Genomic DNA, 19,623 nt, shown 5'->3' on the forward strand with positions numbered 1-19,623 from the left:
CGCGGCAGACATCGCCCGCGTCGCCAGCGGCGAAAACCTCGACCCCGCCGCCCGCGACGCCATCACCCAGCTCGACCAGCGCATCACCGCCTCCATGGCCCAGCAGAAAGACCCCGGCAGCGCCCTCCGGCTGGACCACACTGAGCACTCCCGCCTCATGATGGAGCTCATGACCCTCGCCTTCTGGAACGACTCCACCCGCGTCAGCACCTTCATGTTCGGCTGGGCCGTCAGCGGCAAAAACTTCACCTTCCTCGATGGCGTCAAGCATGGCCACCACGAGTGCTCCCACCACGAAAACAAGCCCGAGAAGCTCGACCAGTATCAGAAGATCAACACCTGGCACATCGAGCAGTTCGCCCACCTCATCGACCGCATGAAGTCCATCAAGGAAGGCGACGGCACCCTCCTCGATCACACCCTCCTCCTCTTCGGCTCCAGCATGCGCGACGGCAACGCCCACAGCCCCAAAAACCTCCCCCTAGTCCTCGCCGGCCACGGCGGCGGCTTGATGGGCGGCCGCCATCTGGTGAGCGCGAATGACACGCCGCTGTGCAACCTCTTCCTCAGCATGCTCCAGCTCTCCGGTGCTAAAACCGATCGCTTCGGTGATAGCACGGGCCCTCTCAAAGGCCTCGTATAGAGCACCACATGCCGCTCCTAGGCGCGCGCCAGCGTCGTGGAGTGCGGTGGCAGAGAGGCAAGGGGAAACCCTTGTCTCGACGACATCGCTTTCGCCAGGTGAGGCATGCTCCCTTTATGACTCGCGCCGCATGAAGCACCGCTGGCAAAAGAGATCCCTTGGCAGACCAAATCCAGCGCCTATGCATGCTCACGCCTACGCATCTCCATATCTCCCCAACCACTCCTATGAAACGCCTCTCCCTCCTTCTCTCCCTCTTCCTCCCGTGCTTCCTCCATGCCGAAGACCCCAAGCCCCTCGTCATCAATCTCTGGGAAAAAGGCGCACCCGGCTTCGAGTCCCTGCGCGATGAGCCCGAAGTCCTCACCGGCACCTCCGTTACCCACGTCAACAATCCCTCCATCACCGTCTTCCCCGCGCCAGCGGACAAGGCCAATGGTGCCGCCATCCTCATCGTCCCCGGTGGCGGCCACAGCAAGCTCGGCTTCGGCGGAGAAGGCATCGAGCCCGCCAAGCTACTCAACAGCCTCGGCGTCACCTGTTTCGTCCTCAAGCACCGCCTCCCGCGCGAAAAAGGCTCCCCCTACAATCTCGACATCCACCCTCGCCAGGACGGACAGCGCGCCATGCGCGTCATCCGCACGCGCGCCGCCGAGTGGAACCTTGATCCCAAGCGCATCGGTATCCTCGGCTTCTCCGCCGGTGGCGAAGTCGTCGCCATGGTCGTTTACAGCCCCACCGCTGGCGACGCTGCCGCCACCGATCCCATCGACCGCGCCAGCTCACGCGCCGACTTCCAGATCTCCATCTATCCCGGCCCCCTCGGCGTGCCCGCCGGTGCCATTCCCGCAGACTCCCCACCCGCCTTCTTCCTCGTCGCCAATGACGACACCAGCCACGTCAAACCCATCCTCGACCAGCTGGCCCAGTACGAAGCCGCCAAGCTCCCCGTCGAAGTCCACCTCTACTCCAAAGGCGGCCACGGCTTCGGCATGGGCGGCCGTTCCAAGCTCTCCTCCATCAAAACCTGGACCCAGCGCATGACCGACTGGCTGGCAGACAGCGGGTTTCTCGGCAAGGCCGATGGAAAATAATGTTCCGGCGACAGAATTGAGCATTCAGACGCGGTTGAGCCGAGTGGCAGGAAATACCATGATCAGCACGGATGTCCGCGGCTGAGGCTTGTTGAGAATTGTGCAACAGACTGAATCGATATGGGTTGTCTCACAGCCTGGACCGAAAGGCTGGGCTTTTGACGAGCCCGATGATGAGGGGCTGCGTGTGGTAGTCATTATCCCGCAGCACCTTCTCCAGCCTTAACAAGGTCGGCTGATCCTCCAGCTCCACCGTCCTTCCTGTCGCATACCCCAGAAGCCGCGTGCACAGAGACCGGATGAACAGCGCCTTCTCCTCCATCAGCAGCTTCCGAAACTCCATCGGCGTTCCAAACGCCTTTCCACCCGGCATCACCCCCGTCGCATCCAGCGGCTTCCCATTCTCGTTGTCACGCCATTTGCCGATCGCATCAAAATTTTCCAGCGCAAACCCCGGCGGATCCAGCCGCGTGTGACACCCCGCGCACGCCGGCTTGTTCCGATGCGCCTCCAGCCGCTTGCGCAGCGTTGTCTCCTTAAGCGCACGATCATCCTCCGGCAGCTGTCCTACATTCGCCGGAGGCGGTGGCGGCGGCGTGCCCAGCAGTTGCTCCAGCACCCACTTGCCGCGCAGCACCGGACTCGTCCGCTGCGGATACGCCGTGCTCGCCAAAATCGCCGCCATGCCCGTCAGTCCGCCACGTCGTGCGTTGGTAAACTTCACCTGCCGCATCTCTTTGCCCTGCACCCCCGGCACCTCATACACCTTCGCCAGCGGTTCGTTCAGGAAGCTGTAATCGCTGTCCAGGAAATCCAGCACCCGCCCATTGCACCTTAGCAGGTGATCGCAAAAACTGAAGATCTCATCATACATCGCCTGCCGCAGATCCCCGTTGAACTCCGGAAACTTCCGCCGGTCGGGATCCACGGTGTTAAACACCTGGTCAAACCGCAGCCACTGGCCCGCAAAATTCTTCGTGAAGGCCAGCCCCTTCTCATGCGCCAGCATCCGCCGCACCTGCGCCTCCAGCACCGCATCATCCTGCAGCCTGTTCTCCGCCGCCAGCTTCATGAGCTCCTCATCCGGCATCGACGACCACAAAAAATACGAAAGGTGCGAAGCCATCTCATAAGCCCCCAGCCGCCGCGCCACCTTCGCATCCGATGGGCTCGCCGCCTCCTCAATGAACAAAAACCCCGGCGATACCAGCACACCCTTAAACATCACCTTCATCGCTTCATCCCAGTTCGGCTTCCGTCCCCACGCCTGCCGGAACACATTTAGCAAACCTTTCACTTCATTCTCCGTCGGCGGCCGCCGAAACGCCCGCAGCAGAAACGGCCTCAGCGCCATCTCCGCCCCGACGTCCGGAGCCAGCTTGTCGCTGGTCACCGGCGCATACAGCCTCTGTCGCAGTTCCCCCCGTTGCCAAACTTCCGCCATCGCCTCATCCGCCGCGCCCAGATACTTCTCCACCAGCAGCGGCGAAAGACTCAGCGTGTCCGCATTGTTCGCAAACCCCTCTCCGCCCGCGCCATCCGCCGGAAACTTGTCCCCCGGCTTCTTCGTAATCCCCAGCAGATCCCGCAGCGTGTTGTTATACTCTTCGCGGTTCATTCTTCGCGATCTCGCCACACCCGGCCTGCCCTCCGGCATCTCCAGCACCGCCTTCTCATTGCTCTGGATCCACCGCAGCACCACCTCACGCTGCGCCGTCTCGTGCAGCACCTTGCGCTGCCCCTGCTCCAGCATCAGCGCCAGCACCAGTGCGTTGCGCAGCATCGCTCCCGGCGGCACCTGCTGCTGCGCCGTCTTGAGCGCATCGCGCTGCGCTGCCTCCTGCGCGCCCTTCGCCTTCGGCGGCGGCATGGTCCCCGCCCGCATCTGCTCCCGCACCTTTCCCCACAGCCGGATGTCATGCCGCATCGCCCCCGGCTTCCGCAAAAACTCAAAGCTGATGTCCCCCTTCTTCGTCTCCTCATCGTGGCAGTCCATGCACCGCTGTTCCAGCACCGGCAGCAGCTCCTTCTCCATCGCTTGATTCACGGCATCTGCCGCTGCACCACGGGCAAACGGCGCAGCAACGATCCAAAACACAGGAAAAACAAAACGAGGCAAATCAGACAGTAGCATGAGGGAAGGGGGCCACATTCATACGCGAAATGCAGCCCATGTCTCGGAGGATGATCACAACCCAGGACGAAATGCCCTCACTCAACGCGTTCTAAAAGCAGCGCAGCCTCCCTGCGCCCCGCATGGCCGCACAATTCCGCAAAGGCACCGGTGAAGTGGTCCGCACTCTCCGAGTGCGGCATCTGTCCCGTCGTCCCTCTCGCAAACCAACCAAAGATTCCATCCCTCCCTGCGCCAGCCTTTGCCACACGATCCACCATCCCATCCGCCCGAAACTTTGAGGCGGCCAGCGGCAGCCACCACGCACGTTGTACCATCAGCCCTGCATCTCCCCAGCGCCCGACCTTACCTCACTCCCATGCGCCAGTTCTCCATCGTTCCATCTCTCATCCTCGCCCTGCCGGCCCTCTGTGGTCTCGCTGCATCACTCCCCGCACAAACACCCGCCACACCCCCGCCCAAAAAGAAAGAGAAGCTCCCCATCCTCGTCGTCCCCACCGACTACGAACTCACCGATGCCTTCCCCGGCCTCACCTTCGACCAGCCCCTCGCCATCGTCTCCGCCCCCGGCGACAAAGCACGCCTCTTCGTCGTTGAAAAAACCGGCCGCATCCAGGCTATCACCGCCCTCGAAACCGACCACCCCCAAAAGCAGCTTTTCCTCGATCTCACCCACCCTGCAGGCGGCACTCTCGTCACCGAAAGCGAATGCGGCGTCCTCGGCCTCGCCTTCCCACCAGATCATACCAGCACACGCCGCTGCTTTGTGTATTACAGTCTTAAAATCGAAGGCAGGCTCCACCAGCGCCTCTCCCTCTTCAAGATCTCCCCAGACGATCCCAACCGAGCCGACCCCGCCACCGAGCAGCCCCTTTTCACACAGCTGGATCCCGCCAGCAATCACAACGGCGGCGATCTCCACTTCGGCCCCGATGGCTTCCTCTACGTCTCCGTCGGCGATGGCGGTGCCGCCGATGACAAATTCGACAACGCCCGCTTCATCAACAAAGGCTTCCACGCTGCCATCCTCCGCATCGATGTGGACAAAAAAACCGGCAGCCTCGCGCCCAATCCCCACCCCGCCATCGCGCTTGATGTCAGCGGCACCGCCTTCTACGCCATCCCGTCAGACAATCCCTTCATCGCCACCACCACTCACCACGGCGAAACCCTCGACCCCAAAACGGTCCGCACCGAGATCTGGGCCACCGGTCTCCGCAATCCCTGGCGCATCTCATTCGACGTCCCCACCGGCCGGCTCTTCTGCGGCGATGTCGGCCAGAACCTCTATGAGGAAATCGACATCATCACGAAAGGCGGCGACTACGGCTGGAGCTACCGCGAGGCACTGCACCCCTTCACCAGCGGTCCAGGCAAGGACAAGGAGCCGTCCGATTTCAGTCCCATCGCGCCCATCTTCGAGTATCCGCACACAGCCGGTCTCTCCGTGACGGGCGGTGTGGTATATCGGGGTGCCCGTTTCCCGCAGCACCAGGAGAAGTATGTTTTTGCCGATTATGTCACGGGCCGGGTCATTGCGCTGAAGGATGAAGGCAAGGCGGTCTGGGCGGACGAAACCCTTGCACAGGAGCCGGGCATCGCAGGCATCGGTCTTGATCCCCGCGATGGCGAGATCCTGTTTGCCGGTCTCGCATCCGGGCAGGTCAAATCTCTCAAGCTCAAAGCTGCTCCGGCGAAGCCATGACCCCCCTCCGTCTGCATCCTGTGACAGGGGTCTGAAATTGAGAGGATTTGGAGGGCAGGGAATGGGTAAAAGTAACGTCCGCGGCCAGTTGTCAAAGCCACCGCTGCGTGCGAAATTGAAAAAACCATGTTTCATCTTCGTCTGCCTGCCCTTTTCTTCCTGACTGCCGCCGTGCTCAATGCTCAGCAGGCCAGTACTCCCATGAAGATCGAGGTGAGGCGTGCTTTGCCGGTGGAGGAGGACGCGGCGCCCCAGCCAAAGCTGCCGGACGTCGCCACCCTTCCGCGCGTCATGCCGCCGAACCGCAAGAGTGTCTACAATCATTGCGACGTGAAGGTGCCCCTGATCGCGATCACGTTTGACGACGGGCCGGACCCCGTCCTCACCCCGCGCCTGCTTGACCTTCTCAAGGAGCGCCACATCCACGCCACGTTCTTTCTCGTGGGTAAAAATGCCGCGGCGTATCCGAACGTGGTGAAGCGCATCGTGGATGAAGGCCATGAGGTGGGAAACCACAGCTGGTCGCACCCGCTTTTCACGCAGATGAGCAAGGACAGCGTCGAGAGCCAGCTGCAGCGTACGCATGACGCCATCGTCAAGGCCTGTGGAGTCGCTCCCTTGTTCTACCGGCCGCCGTATGGTGCGGTGGGGGTGTCCCAGAAGGCCAGGATCGAAAAGACTTTTGGGTATGCCTCCATCCTTTGGGATGTGGACCCGCAGGACTGGAAGCACCCGCGCAGCGCGCAGAAGGTGTACAACGCCATCCACAGCCAGACGCGGAACGGCTCCATCATTCTTTGCCATGACATCCATGAGACGACCATCGCGGCCATGCCCGCCACGCTGGATGACCTCACGGCGCGGGGCTTTCGATTTGCGACCGTGACTCAGCTGATCGCCTTCAGCACGCCGCCGGAGGAAGTCAGCCCCGCAGTGCCAGCCACCACCACGCCGCCGGCGCTCTCACCGAGCGAGCCGACGCCAGCCGTGAAGCCTACGAATGAAGTGCCAGCGCCAGGCAAGGTGCCAGCACCGGCAGCACTGCCCCCGCCCGCTGCGGCAGGCGCTGGAAAATCCGAAGAGGTGAAGTCTCCTGCTGCGCCGCCACCTCCACCGCCGGCGGCGGTGCCGGCACAGAAGCCTTAAATCCGCTTTCAAGCCTCCTGCCCGAAGGGCAGGGCCTTGAAGCAGTTCAGGGCTTCCAGGCCTTGCTCCAGAGCACGTACACTTCGTGGATGGCGCGCTGCTCCAGCGGGGTCCACTCCAGGGTGCGCTCCATCAGAGTTTTATAGCTGCCAAAGCGCGGGTCTTTTTCCGCAGCCAGCCCGTAGTTTTCCAGCGCCTTCTGCATGTCTCCCGTGCCCCAGTAGCCGAGCACGAGCGAATAGTAGTCATAGTGCGCCTGGTGGTCGCTGAGCTTGGCGGCGATCTCGCATTCGCGCACGGCGTCGGCATAGTCGCCCATGTTGAAATAGGCCCAGCCGGCGCGGTTGTGCATGTTGGGCTTGTCGCTCAGGCTGAGGGCTTTTTTCAGGTCCGCGCGGGCCTCGTCTTTGCGGCCGAGCAGCGCCAGGACGTAGCCGCGGTTGGAGTAGGCCTGCGCGTTTTCAGCGTTCTCCGCGATCTGCTTGTTGAGAACCTCCAGCTTGGGCGTGGTTTGGACGGCTCCGGGTTGATCTGCGGCAGAGGCTGAAAGCAGCAGGGCGAAAAAGAGGCAGGTAAAACGGGGGTAGGTCATGGGAGAGATGAGGGCAGGTGGGTGAAATCACGCGGGCGTGAATGACATCAGCAAGAACGCATCAAAACGGGTGTGCATTCCAAAGAACGAACCTTATGGGTGCCTGCGTTCTGGTTTGAACTCCGTTTTTCATTGCAACTTCACTCTGCCAAATTCCTCCATGAGCTGGTTTCAACTTGATCCTCAAAGCATCGCCGCGCGCGCACGGGCGTCGGGTTCTTCTGTGCCATCGCTGGGGGCCTCCATCCGGCGCGGCATGCTGGGGTTCACCGTGGTCAGCGTGGCGGGTTTTGTGCCTTGGGCGGTGTTTGGAAAATGGCTGCAAAGGCACGTGGGAGAGGCCGGCATGTACGCGGCCTGCGCGGTGGTGTTCCTTGGCCTGACCGCACCGCTGCTGCACCGGCTGATCATCGGGCCGGGTTCAGTTTCGCGTTTTTACAAGGTCTTCTGTCCGGCGTTTGCGGCATATTCCGTGGCTTGGATTGTGGGATGGATGTCCTTGAAGGGGCACCCTGGCAGCCTGGTGGGGCTGGCAATGGGCACCATGGTGATGGCCTGCCTGCTGGTGGCGGCGTTTGATGCGCTGCGCGTGGTGGTCAGGGTGGCGCTCGCCTTGTTTGTCCTGAACTCCATCGGCTACTTTGTCGGCGGTGTCTCGGAGGGCATGTTCATCAAGCAGTATCCCACTTTCGCGAAGCTGAGCTGGGGCGTGTTTTACGGACTCGGTCTCGGCGCAGGCCTGGGGGCCGCGTTCCACCTGTGTCAGGAGCGCGCGCGGAAGCTGCTTTCCGGCGGCTGAATTCCTGCGGCGCTGAAATGGTCCGGCGGCATGAAAAAGCTGTCAAGAAAGCGGGAATGGGTTGCGTATTTGCCAAACTGCGCAAATAGACACATCCGCCTCCCATCATGCTATTCCTCATCATTGCCGCAGTTGTCGTTGTCGCTTATGCGAATGGGGGAAATGCGAACTTCAAGGGAGTGGCCTCGCTGTTTGGGAGCGGAACCACGAGCTACCGCACGGCGGTAAACTGGGCTGCGCTCACCACGGCGGCGGGCTGCGGGGCGGCGGCGTTTCTGGCCACAAGCCTGCTAAAAACTTTTTCCGGCAAGGGGCTCGTGCCCGATGCCCTGATCGCAGACCCCCTGTTCTTGTTTGCCGTCGCTGCCGGTGCGGGTGCGACGGGACTGCTGGCCACCAGGCTGGGCTTTCCGGTTTCGACAACCCACATGCTCACAGGTGCGCTGCTGGGCGCGGGCTGGATCGCGGGAGAGGTGAACATCTTGAAGCTGTGGGAAAGCTTCATCAGGCCGCTTCTCCTGAGCCCGGTGCTCGCTGTCCTGGCAGGCGGGCTGGTGTATCTGATTTTGAAAACACTGCGGCTGGCGCCGGACCACCGGACCAGGACCCTGGACGCACTGCACTTTCTGAGCGCAGGCGCGGTGTGCTTTGCGCGTGGGCTGAACGACACGCCCAAGATGGCGGCGCTGCTCCTCGGCATTGGCTGGCTGCATGGCAGTACCGGCATCATTCTCGTCGCGGTGGCGATGGCCGCGGGCGGCCTGATAAGCGCGCGCCAGGTGGCCGAGACACTGGCGCACAAGATCACTGGCATGAATCCCGGCCAGGGCTTTTCGGCAAATCTGGCCACGGCGCTGCTGGTCACGACGGCGAATTATCATGGCTTTCCGGTGTCGACCACGCACGTCTCCGTCGGCGCGCTGCTCGGCATCGGCGTCACCACACGGCAGGCCAAGTGGCGCACCGTCCTGCCGGTGCTGGCCGCCTGGGTCGTCACCTTGCCGGTCTCCGCCGTGGTCGCCGCAGTCATCTTCGTGCTTGGCCGCCAGATTTCTTAATTTTCCCATGAGGGCACCTCTCGGAAATCACATAAAAAAACATAATAAAGTATAACATTGCATGCTGTACAAGACACGCATCCTCGCCCTGGCCGCAGTTGCAGCCGCCACCGCCGCCTTCGGAACTCCGACCGGTTTGAACAACATCCCCACGGCTGAAACGATCGACCACCGCACGGTGGCCGCGCAGTTCTTCAGCAGCTTTGGCGGCTCAAATCAGTTTGCCACCAGCGGTCCGGGGAAGACCTCGCAGTGGGCGGGCTTCAAGACCGGCTGGGAGTTCAAGCCCCTCCACCTCGAGTGGGGTCTCGACAGCCCCCTCGGCACCGGCTACTCCGGCCCCCTCTTCTTCCAGACCAAGGCCCGCATCGAGCCTTGGAAGGACGGCATGTTCGCCCTCGGCGTCGCAGGCGTCGCCCTCACCGACACCCGTCGTGCCGGCGATCCCTTCACTTATGCCATGTTCTACCATGACTTCCACGTCCTGCGCCTGCACGCCGGTTACGGCATCCAGACTCGCGGAAACAGCTACCTCTTTGGCGTGGACCGCACCGTGAAGGTGTTTGACCGCAACCTCAACCTCAACGCCGACATCGTCCAGTCGCGCAATCAGCATGGCGTGATCGCCGCCCTCGGCACCAAGTACTTCCTCAGCAAGCACATCGTCCTCGAATCCTGGGTCAACTTCCCCGATCGCGACCGCACAAGTTGGATCGCCAAGATCAACTACGTCTTCACTTTTTAACCCAACCCCAACCCAGCCTGCCACCATGAAACCCATCCTCTCCCTCCTCACCCTGGCCCTGCTGGCCTCCGCTGCGCGCGCCGACATCGGCCTCATCACCTGCGCCGATGCCAAAGCCCTCATCGAGAATCCAGACGCCACCAAACGCCCCATCGTGCTCGACACGCGCGGCGGCTACAAAGACTACTTCCGCGGCCACCTCCCTACCGCCCACCACATCAATTTCGACACCCTCCGCGGCACCGACAAAGCCGTGCCCGTCCAATACCTCCCCGACGATCTCACCCAGGCCCTCCTCATCCGCGCTGGAGTCGATAAAGACCGCCTCCACCTCGTCTATGCCACCGGAGACGTCCTCCCCAACGACGAAATCCTCAGCACCAGCATGGTGGTTTACGTGCTGGAAAAGTTTGGGGTGCAGAACATCAAGGTCGTCGACGGCGGCCTCGCCGAATGGAAAAAGCAGGGCTTCAAACCCACTCAGGACTACTTCGGCAATCCCAAAGGCACCCTCCCAGAGAAAGGCATCACCACCATCACCGCCAACGTCTCTGATGTTCAGGCCCACATCGGCAAGCCCGGCAATCTCCTCATCGACGCCCGCCCCATCAATGAATTCCGTGGCGAGGATGAAGTCTGGCTCCGCAAAGGCCATATCCCCGGCGCCATCAGCTTCCACTGGGCCCGCCTCATGGAGAAGGACAACACCCACAAATTTAAACCCCTCGCCGAAGTGAAGGCCGAGCTCGAAAAAGCCGGCATCACCCCCGACAAAAACATCATCGCCTATTGCGGCACCTCCCGCGAGGGCAGCCTCCTTCAGTTTTACCTCAAACACGTCGCCGGCTTCCCCAACGTCCGCCTCTACGAAGGCGCCTGGAAAGAATACGTGTGGCTTAACGGCAAGTCCCTGCCTGCGGAAACAGGCGGTGATCCGGCCGGAACGAAATAGCTTTTGAGGCCTGGTCCAGGTTGAGAACAGCGTCGTCGCCTGCGGGTGGCGGCGCTGTTTGTTCTATTTCCAGACCCGCGGCAGGTCCTCAAAAACCACAAAGCACTGCATACAGGTCCTCAGCCGCTGCATACAGCTCCCGGCTCCGCTCTCACGGCGCCGTGGGTTTCATGGACACGAGACGGGTGGTGACCTGCTGGTGCATCGGCATCGGTTTGCCTTCAACTTTGAGCTGAATGCTCGCCGCGAAGATGGCCAGAGAGATGGTTTTGCGGTCGAGGTCAAAGAAGACCTGGCCGTTCACCTTGGAGTTCTCGCCGAAGCTCACGGGGCGCTCCGTGGTGAGATCCCGTCCTGTGCTGTCCTTGTCGGGCTTGGATTTCATGATGCCGTCGAACGAGATCTGGGCTTCGCGGTGGCCTTCTCGGTTGACGACGCCGTCGAACTTGGAGGTGAGCTTCACCTGGACCGTGCCCGTCTGCGGGAAGGGGACGATCTCGTCGGAGAGCCACTTGTCTTTGGGAAGAACAGGAATTTTGGGCAGGCCCATCTCCAGAGAGCGGCGGTAGAGGGTGGCCAGCTGCCGCGCGGTCGCGATGGAGGCGAGGTCGGGCTCAGCGCCGCCGGTCACCATGGATCCGATGTCTTTGGCATCCACGAAATCCCCGTTGGAATCATAGACCAGGGTGAATCCTCTGCCGGCAGAGCCCCCGAAAAGCTGCTGCAGCTGCGGATTGGAGCCACCGGGGTTTTTGGAGTCAAACAGATAGCTTTTTCCTTCAAAGGACATCTCCCCCAGAATGGAGGTGATCACCACCTTGGCCTCCGTCTGGTCCGGGTTAGGCTTGCCGACCGTGATGGACGTGGTCTGGCGGACGTGCATTTTCTGATCCGTGGTCTTGCCGAGTGCGGTCAGGAAATTGGTGGTGATCGTGTCGGACTCCTGCAGGTAGGTCTGGCCGGGCTCCCAGCGCAACTTCAGTTCCACGGGCGTGTCCTCGGCGGATGAACGCAGGGAAAAGCTGAGAAGGGCGAAAGCCAGGAGCGCGGCGGAGCGGAGCATGGGGCGAGGTAATCGAAGGCCCGGGGGAATGCAATACGGCTCTCCGGCAGGAGGCGGGGATTTTCACCCCGGAACGCTGCCCTCCTGCCTCTGGGGCAGCATCGCCGCGAGAGGCAAAACGCCTCCGTTTTTCACAGGGCGCACCCAAGGCAAAAAAACAGAAAAGAAAGTTGGCACGCTTCTCGCTACGACATTATTTGCAAAAGATTGGGCCAGGAAAAACATCTTCCCACGGTTCTGATCGTTGCAATTCGTGAACCACACTACTAATTGCCGTTAACCATGAAAAAAGTCGAAGCGATCATCAAACCGTTCAAGCTGGAGGATGTCAAAGAAGCCCTCTCCGAAGTCGGAGTCGAGGGCATGACCGTCGTTGAGGTCAAGGGATTTGGCCGCCAAAAGGGCCACACCGAGATCTACCGCGGCAGCGAATACACCGTGGATTTCCTTCCGAAGGTGAAGATCGAAGTCGTCGTGGACGACAGCCGTGCTGACGCTGTGGTGGATGCCGTGGTGAAGGCTGCAAACACCGGTAAAATCGGCGACGGCAAGGTCTTCGTGAGCGCCGTGCTTGATGCCATCCGCATTCGTACCGGCGAGCGTGGCGCCGACGCTGTCTCCAGCAGCTAATTTTCCACCCCCAAAACTGCCAATCTGCAAAAAACCCATCAGCGGTCTGCCGCTGATGGGTTTTGCATTTTCAGGGCTGGAACACCGCAAGAATTGTGACGTTTTCGTCACAATGGGGGAATGGGGCATTCTTGACAGCCCCCCTGCTGCTCGCTCTAACTGGCGGTCCGCCTCCGGGCGTGTCTCCTTCTCCCAATGATTTCCTTTCAAAAGATTTTCGGCAAATCGGATGTGTTTTATGACCTGCTGGAGTCCAGCGCCAGCTATGCCCGCAAGAGCGTGCAGGCCCTTCACAAGCTCCTCTCCGACTCCGCCGCCCCTCAAAACCTCGACGCATTTGTGGCTTCCCGCCGCGAGGACAAGAAGATCACCCAGCAGATCGACGAGGCGCTGTGCAAGACCTTTGTGACCGAGCTGGAGCGCGAGGACATCGAAGCGCTTTCCAACGCGTTGTACAAGATCCCCAAGACGGTGGAAAAGATCGCCGAGCGCCTCCTCATCTGCAATGGACGGCTGGCAGGCGCGGATTTCTCCCGCCAGGTCAAATTGATGGATGCCGCCGCCGAGATCGTTCTCACCATGGTCGTCGAGCTCCGCAAAAAGCTGCATCTGGAGCGCGTCAAAGACCTGAACGAAAAGATCCAGCAGGTCGAAGGAGAGGCTGACAAGCTCATGATCGAATGCCTGAAGATGCTCTACACGACCGAACAAGACGCGGTGATGGTCATCATTCTCAAGGATCTCTACGATCTGATGGAGAAGGTGGTGGATCGTTGCCGGGACGCCGGAAACGTCGTGGCGAACATCGTTCTGAAGAATTCCTGACCGCTCGCCGCGCATGACCCTTGTTCTTACCGTGGTGCTGGTGGCGTTGATCTTTGAGTACATCAACGGCTTTCACGACACCGCCAACTCCATCGCCACCGTGGTTTCCACCAAGGTCCTGACGCCGCGCATGGCCATCATTCTCGCGGCGGTCACCAATCTCGTCGGGGCGCTGTTTGGCACCGCAGTGGCAAAAACGATCTCCTCCGGGTTGGTAGATTCCGCCTTTGTCACCTCGCAGACCCTGATTTGCGCACTGTTGGGAGGCATCATCTGGAATTTGATCACCTGGTGGTTTGGCCTTCCATCGAGCTCCAGTCATGCGCTGGTTGGGGGCCTGGCGGGAGCTACGCTCGCCACAGCCGGTGGCAAATGGTCGGCGCTTATCTGGTCCAAGGCTCCAGAAGCGGGCAAGCATTGGTATGAAGGCAGCGGAATCTTGTACAAGGTGGTGGTGCCAATGGTCAGTTCTCCGCTGGCGGGACTGCTGCTGGGGTTCGCGATCATGTCATTGCTGTATCTGCTGATTTCAACTCTTAGCCATTTGTATGGCTGGCTGAAGCCGCACACGGTGGGCGCTTGGTTTGGAAAGCTGCAGATCCTCAGCGCTGGTGGCATGGGTTTCAGCCACGGCATGAACGACGCACAGAAAACCATGGGCATCATCGCCCTTGCCTTGATGTCGGCAACGAAGGCTGGCGATCTGGCGCAAATTCCTGACTGGCTGAGTTTCCTGCGCGTCGAATCGCTGGGGGCCAAAAACGATCAGATTCCCGTTTGGATCAAGGCGACCTGCGCCTTGGTCATGGCTGCAGGTACAGCGGCTGGTGGCTGGCGCATCATTAAAACCCTTGGCCACAAGCTTGTGAAACTGCAGCCGGTGCATGGCTTTGCAGCGGAGACGGCCGCTGCCTCAGTGCTGTCTTTGGCGGCAGTTTATGGCATGCCGGTTTCCACCACGCACGCCATCACCACGAGCATCATGGGCGTGGGCGCCGCAAAGCGCCTCAACGCCATCAAATGGAGCGTGGTCTCGCGCATTGTCTGGGCCTGGGTGTTGACTATTCCGATCACCGGCCTGCTCGGCTATCTCCTTTTCAAGCTCTTTGGAACTCCGGTGGGCTGACCTCCGCCACGGCCGCTCTCAGCGCGGCCACCATCCGGTCGATTTCCTCCAGGGTGATGCACAGCGGCGGCATCAGCACAATAGTGTTGCCGATCGGACGCGTCAGCAGGCCATGTTTCCGCGCCGCCAGGCAGACCTGTGCCCCCAGGCTCAGATCAGCCGCATCCAGGGTGATCGCCGCGATCATCCCGCACTGCCGGTAGCCGGGCAGGTCCGCCATCCGCTCTCCCAGCCGCGCGATTTTGGCGGGCAGCTGTTCCAGCACATGCTCGTCACGGAAGACCTGGAGGCTCGCAAGCGCGGCGGCGCAGCCGAGCTGGCTGCCGGCAAAACTGTGGCCGTAGAAGAAGGTTCGGCCCTCGTGGGGCTCCCCCAGAAATCCTTCGAAGACGCGCTCGGTGGTCAAAGTCACCGCCAAAGGCAGGTAGCCGCCGCTGAGGCCCTTGGCCAGGCAGAGAAAATCCGGAACGACGTCTTCGTGCTGGCAGGCAAACATCCGGCCGGTGCGGCCAAATCCCGTCATGACCTCGTCGAGAATGAGAAAGACGTCTCTGGCTGTGCACCACGCGTCCAGCTTTTTGAGCATGCCCTTGGGCCACAGGCGCATGCCTGCGGCGCCTTGGATGAGAGGTTCGATCACCACTGCGGCTGTTCGGGCCAGATCGTCCGCCGGCAGGCACTCGAGGGCGTCGAGGCTTGGCACGGTAATGACGCGGTAGCCGAAGTCATTGCCGCTGCCTTTGAAGAGCGGGATGCCCCCGAGGCTGGCTGCACCGAGAGTGTCGCCATGGTAGGCGCGGTCAAAGGCGATCAGCGTGTCGCGCCCCGGCCGGCCGTTCTGCTTCCAGTACTGGAGGGCCATGCGGACGGCCGACTCAATGGCGGTGGAGCCGTTGTCGGTGAAAAAGGCGCGCGAGATTTTGCTGTTTGGGAGGAGGTCAGCAAGCTCTATGGCCAGGCGGATGGCAGGCTCGTGGGTGAAGCCCAGGAAGGAGGTGTGGGCCACCTTCCCTAGCTGCGCTATGATCGCGGCATTGATGGCGGGATGGGTGTGTCCGTGGATGTTGGTCCAGATGGAGGCATTGCCGTCGAGGTATTCGGTGCCGAACTGGTCGCGCAGGGTGCAGCCCCGCCCTTCCACCAGCATCAGCGGGCTGTGATCTTCCGCACACCACTGCCGCATGGGTGTGAAAGGGTGCCAGAGGCAAAGCTTGTCGAGGGTTGTTAGAGGAGGCATTGGCTTGCGTTCTTTTTACATTAGCATGCTATCTTGATGAACTGTCGTTGTTTAAATTTTCGGTGAGCTTACTATGCGAAGTTTTTCCAAGGCTGAATGAATTCGCCCCTGTCCGTTCCATCGCTTTCCACCTCAGGCAGCCCCGCAGGCAACAGCGGGTTGTTTCCTGCTACCATGTGGTCGATGATCCAGGCTGCGAACCACGAGGACGAGGCGCTGGCTGGGCTTGAACGGCTGGCGCGCGCCTATTGGCGGCCGCTGTACGTTTTTGCCCGTCAGAAGGGGGCCTCGCATGATGGCGCTTCGGACGATGTACAGGGCTTTTTCGAGCATCTTATTTCGAGCGAGATGCTTAAAGATGTGAAACGCGGGGCGGTGCGCTTTCGCAGTTTTCTCCTCCGCTGCTTCACCAACTGGCTTCATAACGAGCACCACCGCAGAAAGGCGGCCAGGCGGGGCGGCGGCGCGACGCTGCTGCGTTTGGAGGAGCTTGATTCGCAGATGGAGGAGCCCGCCTTGGTGGAGGGGCAGTCGCCGGACGTCGCTTTTGACCGGGGATGGGCGCGTGCGCTGGTGGATCACGCCATGAAGCGGCTTGAGGAGGAGCTGGAGCAGCGGGAGCGGAGCGAGTTTTTGATGGAGTTGCGCCGGCGGACCTTTGCGAGCGACGGAAAGGCCCCTGACTGGGAGGAAATGGCCAGCCGGCATGGAATGACCCATGGTGCCGTGCGCAAAGCGGCGGCGGATTTGCGCCGGAGATTTGGCGTACTCCTGCGCACCGAGGTGAGAAACATTGTGACGACGGATGAAGAGGTGAATGAGGAGCTGCGCTATCTGGTGAGCCTCCTGTCACTGGCGGCATGAGAAGTCCTGAAACCGCGTATTCTTCTTTTCTCCATGAATGCCCCGGCCGATGAACCGAAGCGCTGCCCGGTCTGCTCGGGCGGACTGGAGAAAAACGGCCTTTGCCTGGTGTGCCTGCTTCAGGAAGGTTTGGAAGCTGAACCTCCGGCGGACAGGGCGCACGGAGAATGCCCGCCCCAGTCAGGCTCCTTGGTGCTGCCGTGCCAGTTTGCAGGTTATCAGCTGTTGCGGGAGATCGCCGTGGGGGGAATGGGCATCGTCTACGAAGCCGAGGATGTGAAGCTGAAACGCGTGGTCGCGCTCAAGCTCGTGCGGAATGCGCACTTCGCCACGCGCGAGGAAGCCTCCCGCTTCAAGGCGGAGACGCAGGCCATCGCGCAGCTCGATCATCCGGACATCGTGCCGATCTACGAAAGCGGAGAGGAGGATGGCATGCCGTATTTCACCATGCGCCTGGCGGAAGGCGGCTCTCTGGCGGAGCGTCTGAAGAAGCGCGGCATGATGCCTGACCGCGAGGCCGCCACGTTGATGAGCCGCATCGCGCGTGCGGTGCAGTATGCGCATGAGCACGGTGTGCTGCACCGGGACCTGAAACCGGCCAACATCCTGCTGGACGTGAGCGGCAGGCCCATGCTCTCCGACTTCGGCCTGGCCAAGCTGCTGGATGCAGAGCTGCATCTGACGCGCACCAACGTGCACGTGGGCACGCCCCACTACATGAGCCCGGAGCAGGCCGCGGGAAATGTCAAAGAGGTGACCACGGCGAGCGATGTCTGGGCCCTGGGGGTTATTTTATACCAGATGCTGACAGACAAGCTCCCCTTCCAGGGCGGCAGCGTTGTGGAGGTCATGCGGCGCATCACGCAGGAGGAGCCGGAGATCAGCTCCACCGGGAAGCTGCCCTTCCGCAGGGAGACGAAGCCGGAAAATGTGTCCGCAGGCTCCCTGCTGCGGGTGCAGGCGGATCTCGCCACGCTGATCCTGCGCTGCCTGGAAAAGCAGCCGTCTCGGCGCCTGCCCAGCGCGGGTTTCCTGGCCGATGAGCTGGACCGGTTTCTGAACGGAGAACCGATTCAGTCCAGGGCTGTCGGCACAGGCGAACGCCTGTGGAAGCTGGCGCTGAGAAACAAGGCGGCGGCTGTGGCTGTTCTCGGCACCTCTGTTTCTCTGATCGTCGGCACGGTCGTGTCCCTCCACCAGGCAGTGAAAGCACGCGAAGCGGAGCGCGTGGCGCTGAAGCAGAAAAGAGAGTCGGACGAGATCGCGGCCATCATTTTGGATACCGTGCACGGCATGGACGAGCATCTGGTGGGCCGTGGGGTGACCCCGGAGCAGATGCGGGTGGAACTGCTGCAGCGGGTGCGCACGTTTCATGGAGATCCAAGACGCAAAGCAGCCATGCTGGAGGAGCTCTCCACGGTCTTGAACAAACCCGCGGACCTTCGGATCTACCGCGAGGTGCTCGCGGAGGTGGAGCCGCAGTTGGATCCCAATGACCCCCTGCTTTGGAGCATGCGCTACCGCGTCGCCCTCAAGAAGATGCACATGACCAAGGCTGCCTCCCTGGCCGGACAGGAATCACGCGACGAGCTCAGGCGGATCATTGCCTGGCAGGAGGCACATCTGCCCAAAGACGATGCGCAGATTTATAAAACCAAGTACGCCCTCGCGGAGGAGCTGGTGCAGGAGGTGAAAAGCAGGGATGCCCTGCACGAGGCGGAGACGCTTCTGCTCTCGTGCATCGCCAGCTACACAAAAAAATCCGACCACTTTGACCTGATCGTCGGACGCATTGAGCTGATGACGGTGATGGCGGACTTGGGCAGAACCGCGGAGGCCCTGCAACTGGGGCGCGATACTTGCGGCTATGCGATGGAAAAATTTGGCGAAGCGCACTCGATCACCGGACGCGCTTATGGCCGGCTGGCAAAACACTGCCGGGAGGCAGGCCTGGTGCAGGAGGCCATCCAGAGCGGACGGCATGCGCTGGACATCTACTGGCATACGGTGGGGCCTGATTATCTGAAAGCCCGGGCCAGTCTGAAGGCACTGAGCCAGACGCTGGTGAAGGAGGGAGACCTCGCGGGAAATCTTGAACTGCTGCGCAAAGAAGTGAAGGTCTGCGATCAGCAGCTGGGGCCGGCCAATGACTACACTCTCCTCCGGGTGGAGGGACTGGTGAACACCCTGCGGGAAATGAACCGCGTGGAAGAAGCATGCGAGCTGGGCGCCACATGGCTGGAGCGCGTGCGCCTGCCGGAGGAGAAGCTGCCGTCCGAGGCCGCGGGTCTGCTGGTGCAGCATTCGTTCACTCTCTTTCAGCTGGGGCGGAATGCCGAGGCGGGCAGCCAGTTGCAGCAGCTCCCGGATCTGCTGAAGCGGATGAGCGGCGAGCTCAAATCATTTTCCCGCCTGCTCCCACTGGCTGGCAAGCTGGCGGAAAAAACCAGGCCGGGAGAGGCCGGCGCGATTTTGCACCGGATCATCCAGGCCTGCAAAGATCCGCAGGATGAAGACCCGCAGCGTGTGGCGGAGGTGCTGCGTGAAGCGAGACAGCTGCTGGCGCAGACGGAAATGAAAGCGCCGGCGGCAAAGACTGCTGAAAAATAATGTCTAACCCTGACATGCTTCCCGAGGCGGCCAACGATTCCAGCATCTGTCCCGTGTGCTTGGGCAGACTGGAGCGGGACGGCGTCTGCCTGGTCTGCCTGCTGCAGGAGGGCCTGGAGGCAGACGAGCTGACCGGGCCCGCGAGCGCGAAAGCCCCCGGGCCTGCGCGGCTGCTGACGCTCCCCTGCGAGTTTGCGGGCTACCGGCTGGTGCGGGAGATCGCCAGTGGGGGGATGGGCATCGTCTATGAAGCCGAGGACGTGAAGCTGAAACGCGTGGTCGCGCTCAAGCTCGTGCGGAATGCGCACTTCGCCACGCGCGAGGAAGCCTCCCGCTTCAAGGCGGAGACGCAGGCCATCGCGCAGCTCGATCATCCGGACATCGTGCCGATCTACGAAAG

17 protein-coding genes and 1 pseudogene are annotated in these 19,623 nt (G+C 61.5%); 14 read left to right on the top strand and 4 right to left on the bottom strand.

Annotation, left to right across the window (positions count from 1 at the left end; genetic code table 11):
- Both ACILSO_RS31510 and ACILSO_RS31515 read left to right on the top strand, forming a co-directional pair.
- On the top strand, nucleotides 1–643 hold a 643-nt coding region (locus tag ACILSO_RS31510), incomplete at its 5' end, for a DUF1552 domain-containing protein (protein WP_395741478.1).
- Nucleotides 644–870: 227 nt separating this feature from the next.
- On the top strand, nucleotides 871–1,737 hold the full coding sequence (locus ACILSO_RS31515) for an alpha/beta hydrolase (protein ID WP_395741479.1): 867 nt from the start codon (nucleotides 871–873) through the stop codon (nucleotides 1,735–1,737).
- 130 nt (nucleotides 1,738–1,867) lie between these two features.
- On the opposite strand, the gene ACILSO_RS31520 is transcribed toward ACILSO_RS31515, so the two are convergent.
- Nucleotides 1,868–3,871, bottom strand: coding sequence for a DUF1592 domain-containing protein (locus ACILSO_RS31520; protein ID WP_395741480.1), 2,004 nt, complete (start codon nucleotides 3,869–3,871; stop codon nucleotides 1,868–1,870).
- A gap of 358 nt (nucleotides 3,872–4,229) precedes the next feature.
- Between ACILSO_RS31520 and ACILSO_RS31525 the strand changes: the two genes are divergently transcribed.
- The gene (locus ACILSO_RS31525) at nucleotides 4,230–5,576 is read left to right on the top strand and encodes a PQQ-dependent sugar dehydrogenase (RefSeq protein WP_395741481.1); all 1,347 of its coding nucleotides are present in this window, start codon (nucleotides 4,230–4,232) and stop codon (nucleotides 5,574–5,576) included.
- 126 nt (nucleotides 5,577–5,702) lie between these two features.
- Complete coding sequence (locus tag ACILSO_RS31530; RefSeq protein ID WP_395741482.1) at nucleotides 5,703–6,722, top strand: polysaccharide deacetylase family protein; 1,020 nt, start codon at nucleotides 5,703–5,705, stop codon at nucleotides 6,720–6,722.
- Between the two features lie 46 nt (nucleotides 6,723–6,768).
- Here ACILSO_RS31530 and ACILSO_RS31535 read toward each other — a convergent pair whose 3' ends face one another.
- Nucleotides 6,769–7,314: a tetratricopeptide repeat protein gene (locus ACILSO_RS31535; RefSeq protein ID WP_395741483.1), complete on the bottom strand. Its 546-nt coding sequence runs from the start codon at nucleotides 7,312–7,314 to the stop codon at nucleotides 6,769–6,771.
- A 160-nt stretch (nucleotides 7,315–7,474) separates the two neighbouring features.
- On the opposite strand from ACILSO_RS31535, the gene ACILSO_RS31540 reads away from it, so the two are divergent.
- From ACILSO_RS31540 to ACILSO_RS31555, 4 genes are all read left to right on the top strand, one after another.
- A complete protein-coding gene (locus ACILSO_RS31540; protein ID WP_395741484.1) occupies nucleotides 7,475–8,113 on the top strand; it encodes a hypothetical protein in 639 nt (212 codons plus the stop codon).
- A 107-nt stretch (nucleotides 8,114–8,220) separates the two neighbouring features.
- Nucleotides 8,221–9,171: an anion permease gene (locus tag ACILSO_RS31545; protein ID WP_395741485.1), complete on the top strand. Its 951-nt coding sequence runs from the start codon at nucleotides 8,221–8,223 to the stop codon at nucleotides 9,169–9,171.
- Nucleotides 9,172–9,232: 61 nt separating this feature from the next.
- Complete coding sequence (locus ACILSO_RS31550; protein WP_395741486.1) at nucleotides 9,233–9,916, top strand: hypothetical protein; 684 nt, start codon at nucleotides 9,233–9,235, stop codon at nucleotides 9,914–9,916.
- Nucleotides 9,917–9,941: 25 nt separating this feature from the next.
- Entirely contained in the window at nucleotides 9,942–10,868 is a 927-nt protein-coding gene (locus tag ACILSO_RS31555) for a sulfurtransferase (RefSeq protein WP_395741487.1), read from the top strand.
- Nucleotides 10,869–11,019: 151 nt separating this feature from the next.
- Here ACILSO_RS31555 and ACILSO_RS31560 read toward each other — a convergent pair whose 3' ends face one another.
- Entirely contained in the window at nucleotides 11,020–11,931 is a 912-nt protein-coding gene (locus ACILSO_RS31560; protein ID WP_395741488.1) for a hypothetical protein, read from the bottom strand.
- Between the two features lie 282 nt (nucleotides 11,932–12,213).
- On the opposite strand from ACILSO_RS31560, the gene ACILSO_RS31565 reads away from it, so the two are divergent.
- The 3 genes from ACILSO_RS31565 (at nucleotide 12,214) to ACILSO_RS31575 (ending at nucleotide 14,512) form a co-directional block, all read left to right on the top strand.
- A complete protein-coding gene (locus tag ACILSO_RS31565) occupies nucleotides 12,214–12,561 on the top strand; it encodes a P-II family nitrogen regulator (RefSeq protein ID WP_395741489.1) in 348 nt (115 codons plus the stop codon).
- A 195-nt stretch (nucleotides 12,562–12,756) separates the two neighbouring features.
- Nucleotides 12,757–13,386 carry a DUF47 domain-containing protein gene (locus ACILSO_RS31570; protein ID WP_395741490.1) on the top strand — a complete coding sequence of 210 codons (630 nt, stop codon included), beginning with the start codon at nucleotides 12,757–12,759 and terminating at the stop codon, nucleotides 13,384–13,386.
- Nucleotides 13,387–13,399: 13 nt separating this feature from the next.
- Nucleotides 13,400–14,512, top strand: a complete 1,113-nt coding sequence (locus ACILSO_RS31575) for an anion permease (RefSeq protein ID WP_395741491.1) — start codon at nucleotides 13,400–13,402, stop codon at nucleotides 14,510–14,512.
- On the opposite strand, the gene bioA is transcribed toward ACILSO_RS31575, so the two are convergent.
- Nucleotides 14,484–15,749 carry an adenosylmethionine--8-amino-7-oxononanoate transaminase gene (bioA, locus tag ACILSO_RS31580; RefSeq protein ID WP_395741492.1) on the bottom strand — a complete coding sequence of 422 codons (1,266 nt, stop codon included), beginning with the start codon at nucleotides 15,747–15,749 and terminating at the stop codon, nucleotides 14,484–14,486. The two genes, ACILSO_RS31575 and bioA, sit on opposite strands and share 29 nt — an antisense overlap.
- A 96-nt stretch (nucleotides 15,750–15,845) precedes the next feature.
- On the opposite strand from bioA, the gene ACILSO_RS31585 reads away from it, so the two are divergent.
- From ACILSO_RS31585 to ACILSO_RS31595, 3 genes and pseudogenes are all read left to right on the top strand, one after another.
- Nucleotides 15,846–16,613 carry a hypothetical protein gene (locus ACILSO_RS31585; RefSeq protein WP_395741493.1) on the top strand — a complete coding sequence of 256 codons (768 nt, stop codon included), beginning with the start codon at nucleotides 15,846–15,848 and terminating at the stop codon, nucleotides 16,611–16,613.
- A gap of 33 nt (nucleotides 16,614–16,646) precedes the next feature.
- Nucleotides 16,647–19,223, top strand: coding sequence for a protein kinase domain-containing protein (locus ACILSO_RS31590; RefSeq protein WP_395741494.1), 2,577 nt, complete (start codon nucleotides 16,647–16,649; stop codon nucleotides 19,221–19,223).
- Nucleotides 19,223–19,623, top strand: a pseudogene (locus ACILSO_RS31595) (hypothetical protein); the annotation flags it as partial. The gene ACILSO_RS31590 and the pseudogene ACILSO_RS31595, both read left to right, overlap by 1 nt.

Origin of the sequence: Prosthecobacter sp. (genome assembly GCF_044226605.1) — a bacterium.
Taxonomy (GTDB): domain Bacteria; phylum Verrucomicrobiota; class Verrucomicrobiia; order Verrucomicrobiales; family Verrucomicrobiaceae; genus Prosthecobacter.

Coding starts and splice junctions, on each gene's coding strand:
- ACILSO_RS31515 (WP_395741479.1), top strand. CDS start 871: ATGAAACGCCTCTCCCTCCTTCTCTCCCTCTTCCTCCCGTGCTTCCTC.
- ACILSO_RS31520 (WP_395741480.1), bottom strand. CDS start 3,871: ATGCTACTGTCTGATTTGCCTCGTTTTGTTTTTCCTGTGTTTTGGATC.
- ACILSO_RS31525 (WP_395741481.1), top strand. CDS start 4,230: ATGCGCCAGTTCTCCATCGTTCCATCTCTCATCCTCGCCCTGCCGGCC.
- ACILSO_RS31530 (WP_395741482.1), top strand. CDS start 5,703: ATGTTTCATCTTCGTCTGCCTGCCCTTTTCTTCCTGACTGCCGCCGTG.
- ACILSO_RS31535 (WP_395741483.1), bottom strand. CDS start 7,314: ATGACCTACCCCCGTTTTACCTGCCTCTTTTTCGCCCTGCTGCTTTCA.
- ACILSO_RS31540 (WP_395741484.1), top strand. CDS start 7,475: ATGAGCTGGTTTCAACTTGATCCTCAAAGCATCGCCGCGCGCGCACGG.
- ACILSO_RS31545 (WP_395741485.1), top strand. CDS start 8,221: ATGCTATTCCTCATCATTGCCGCAGTTGTCGTTGTCGCTTATGCGAAT.
- ACILSO_RS31550 (WP_395741486.1), top strand. CDS start 9,233: ATGCTGTACAAGACACGCATCCTCGCCCTGGCCGCAGTTGCAGCCGCC.
- ACILSO_RS31555 (WP_395741487.1), top strand. CDS start 9,942: ATGAAACCCATCCTCTCCCTCCTCACCCTGGCCCTGCTGGCCTCCGCT.
- ACILSO_RS31560 (WP_395741488.1), bottom strand. CDS start 11,931: ATGCTCCGCTCCGCCGCGCTCCTGGCTTTCGCCCTTCTCAGCTTTTCC.
- ACILSO_RS31565 (WP_395741489.1), top strand. CDS start 12,214: ATGAAAAAAGTCGAAGCGATCATCAAACCGTTCAAGCTGGAGGATGTC.
- ACILSO_RS31570 (WP_395741490.1), top strand. CDS start 12,757: ATGATTTCCTTTCAAAAGATTTTCGGCAAATCGGATGTGTTTTATGAC.
- ACILSO_RS31575 (WP_395741491.1), top strand. CDS start 13,400: ATGACCCTTGTTCTTACCGTGGTGCTGGTGGCGTTGATCTTTGAGTAC.
- bioA (WP_395741492.1), bottom strand. CDS start 15,749: ATGCCTCCTCTAACAACCCTCGACAAGCTTTGCCTCTGGCACCCTTTC.
- ACILSO_RS31585 (WP_395741493.1), top strand. CDS start 15,846: ATGAATTCGCCCCTGTCCGTTCCATCGCTTTCCACCTCAGGCAGCCCC.
- ACILSO_RS31590 (WP_395741494.1), top strand. CDS start 16,647: ATGAATGCCCCGGCCGATGAACCGAAGCGCTGCCCGGTCTGCTCGGGC.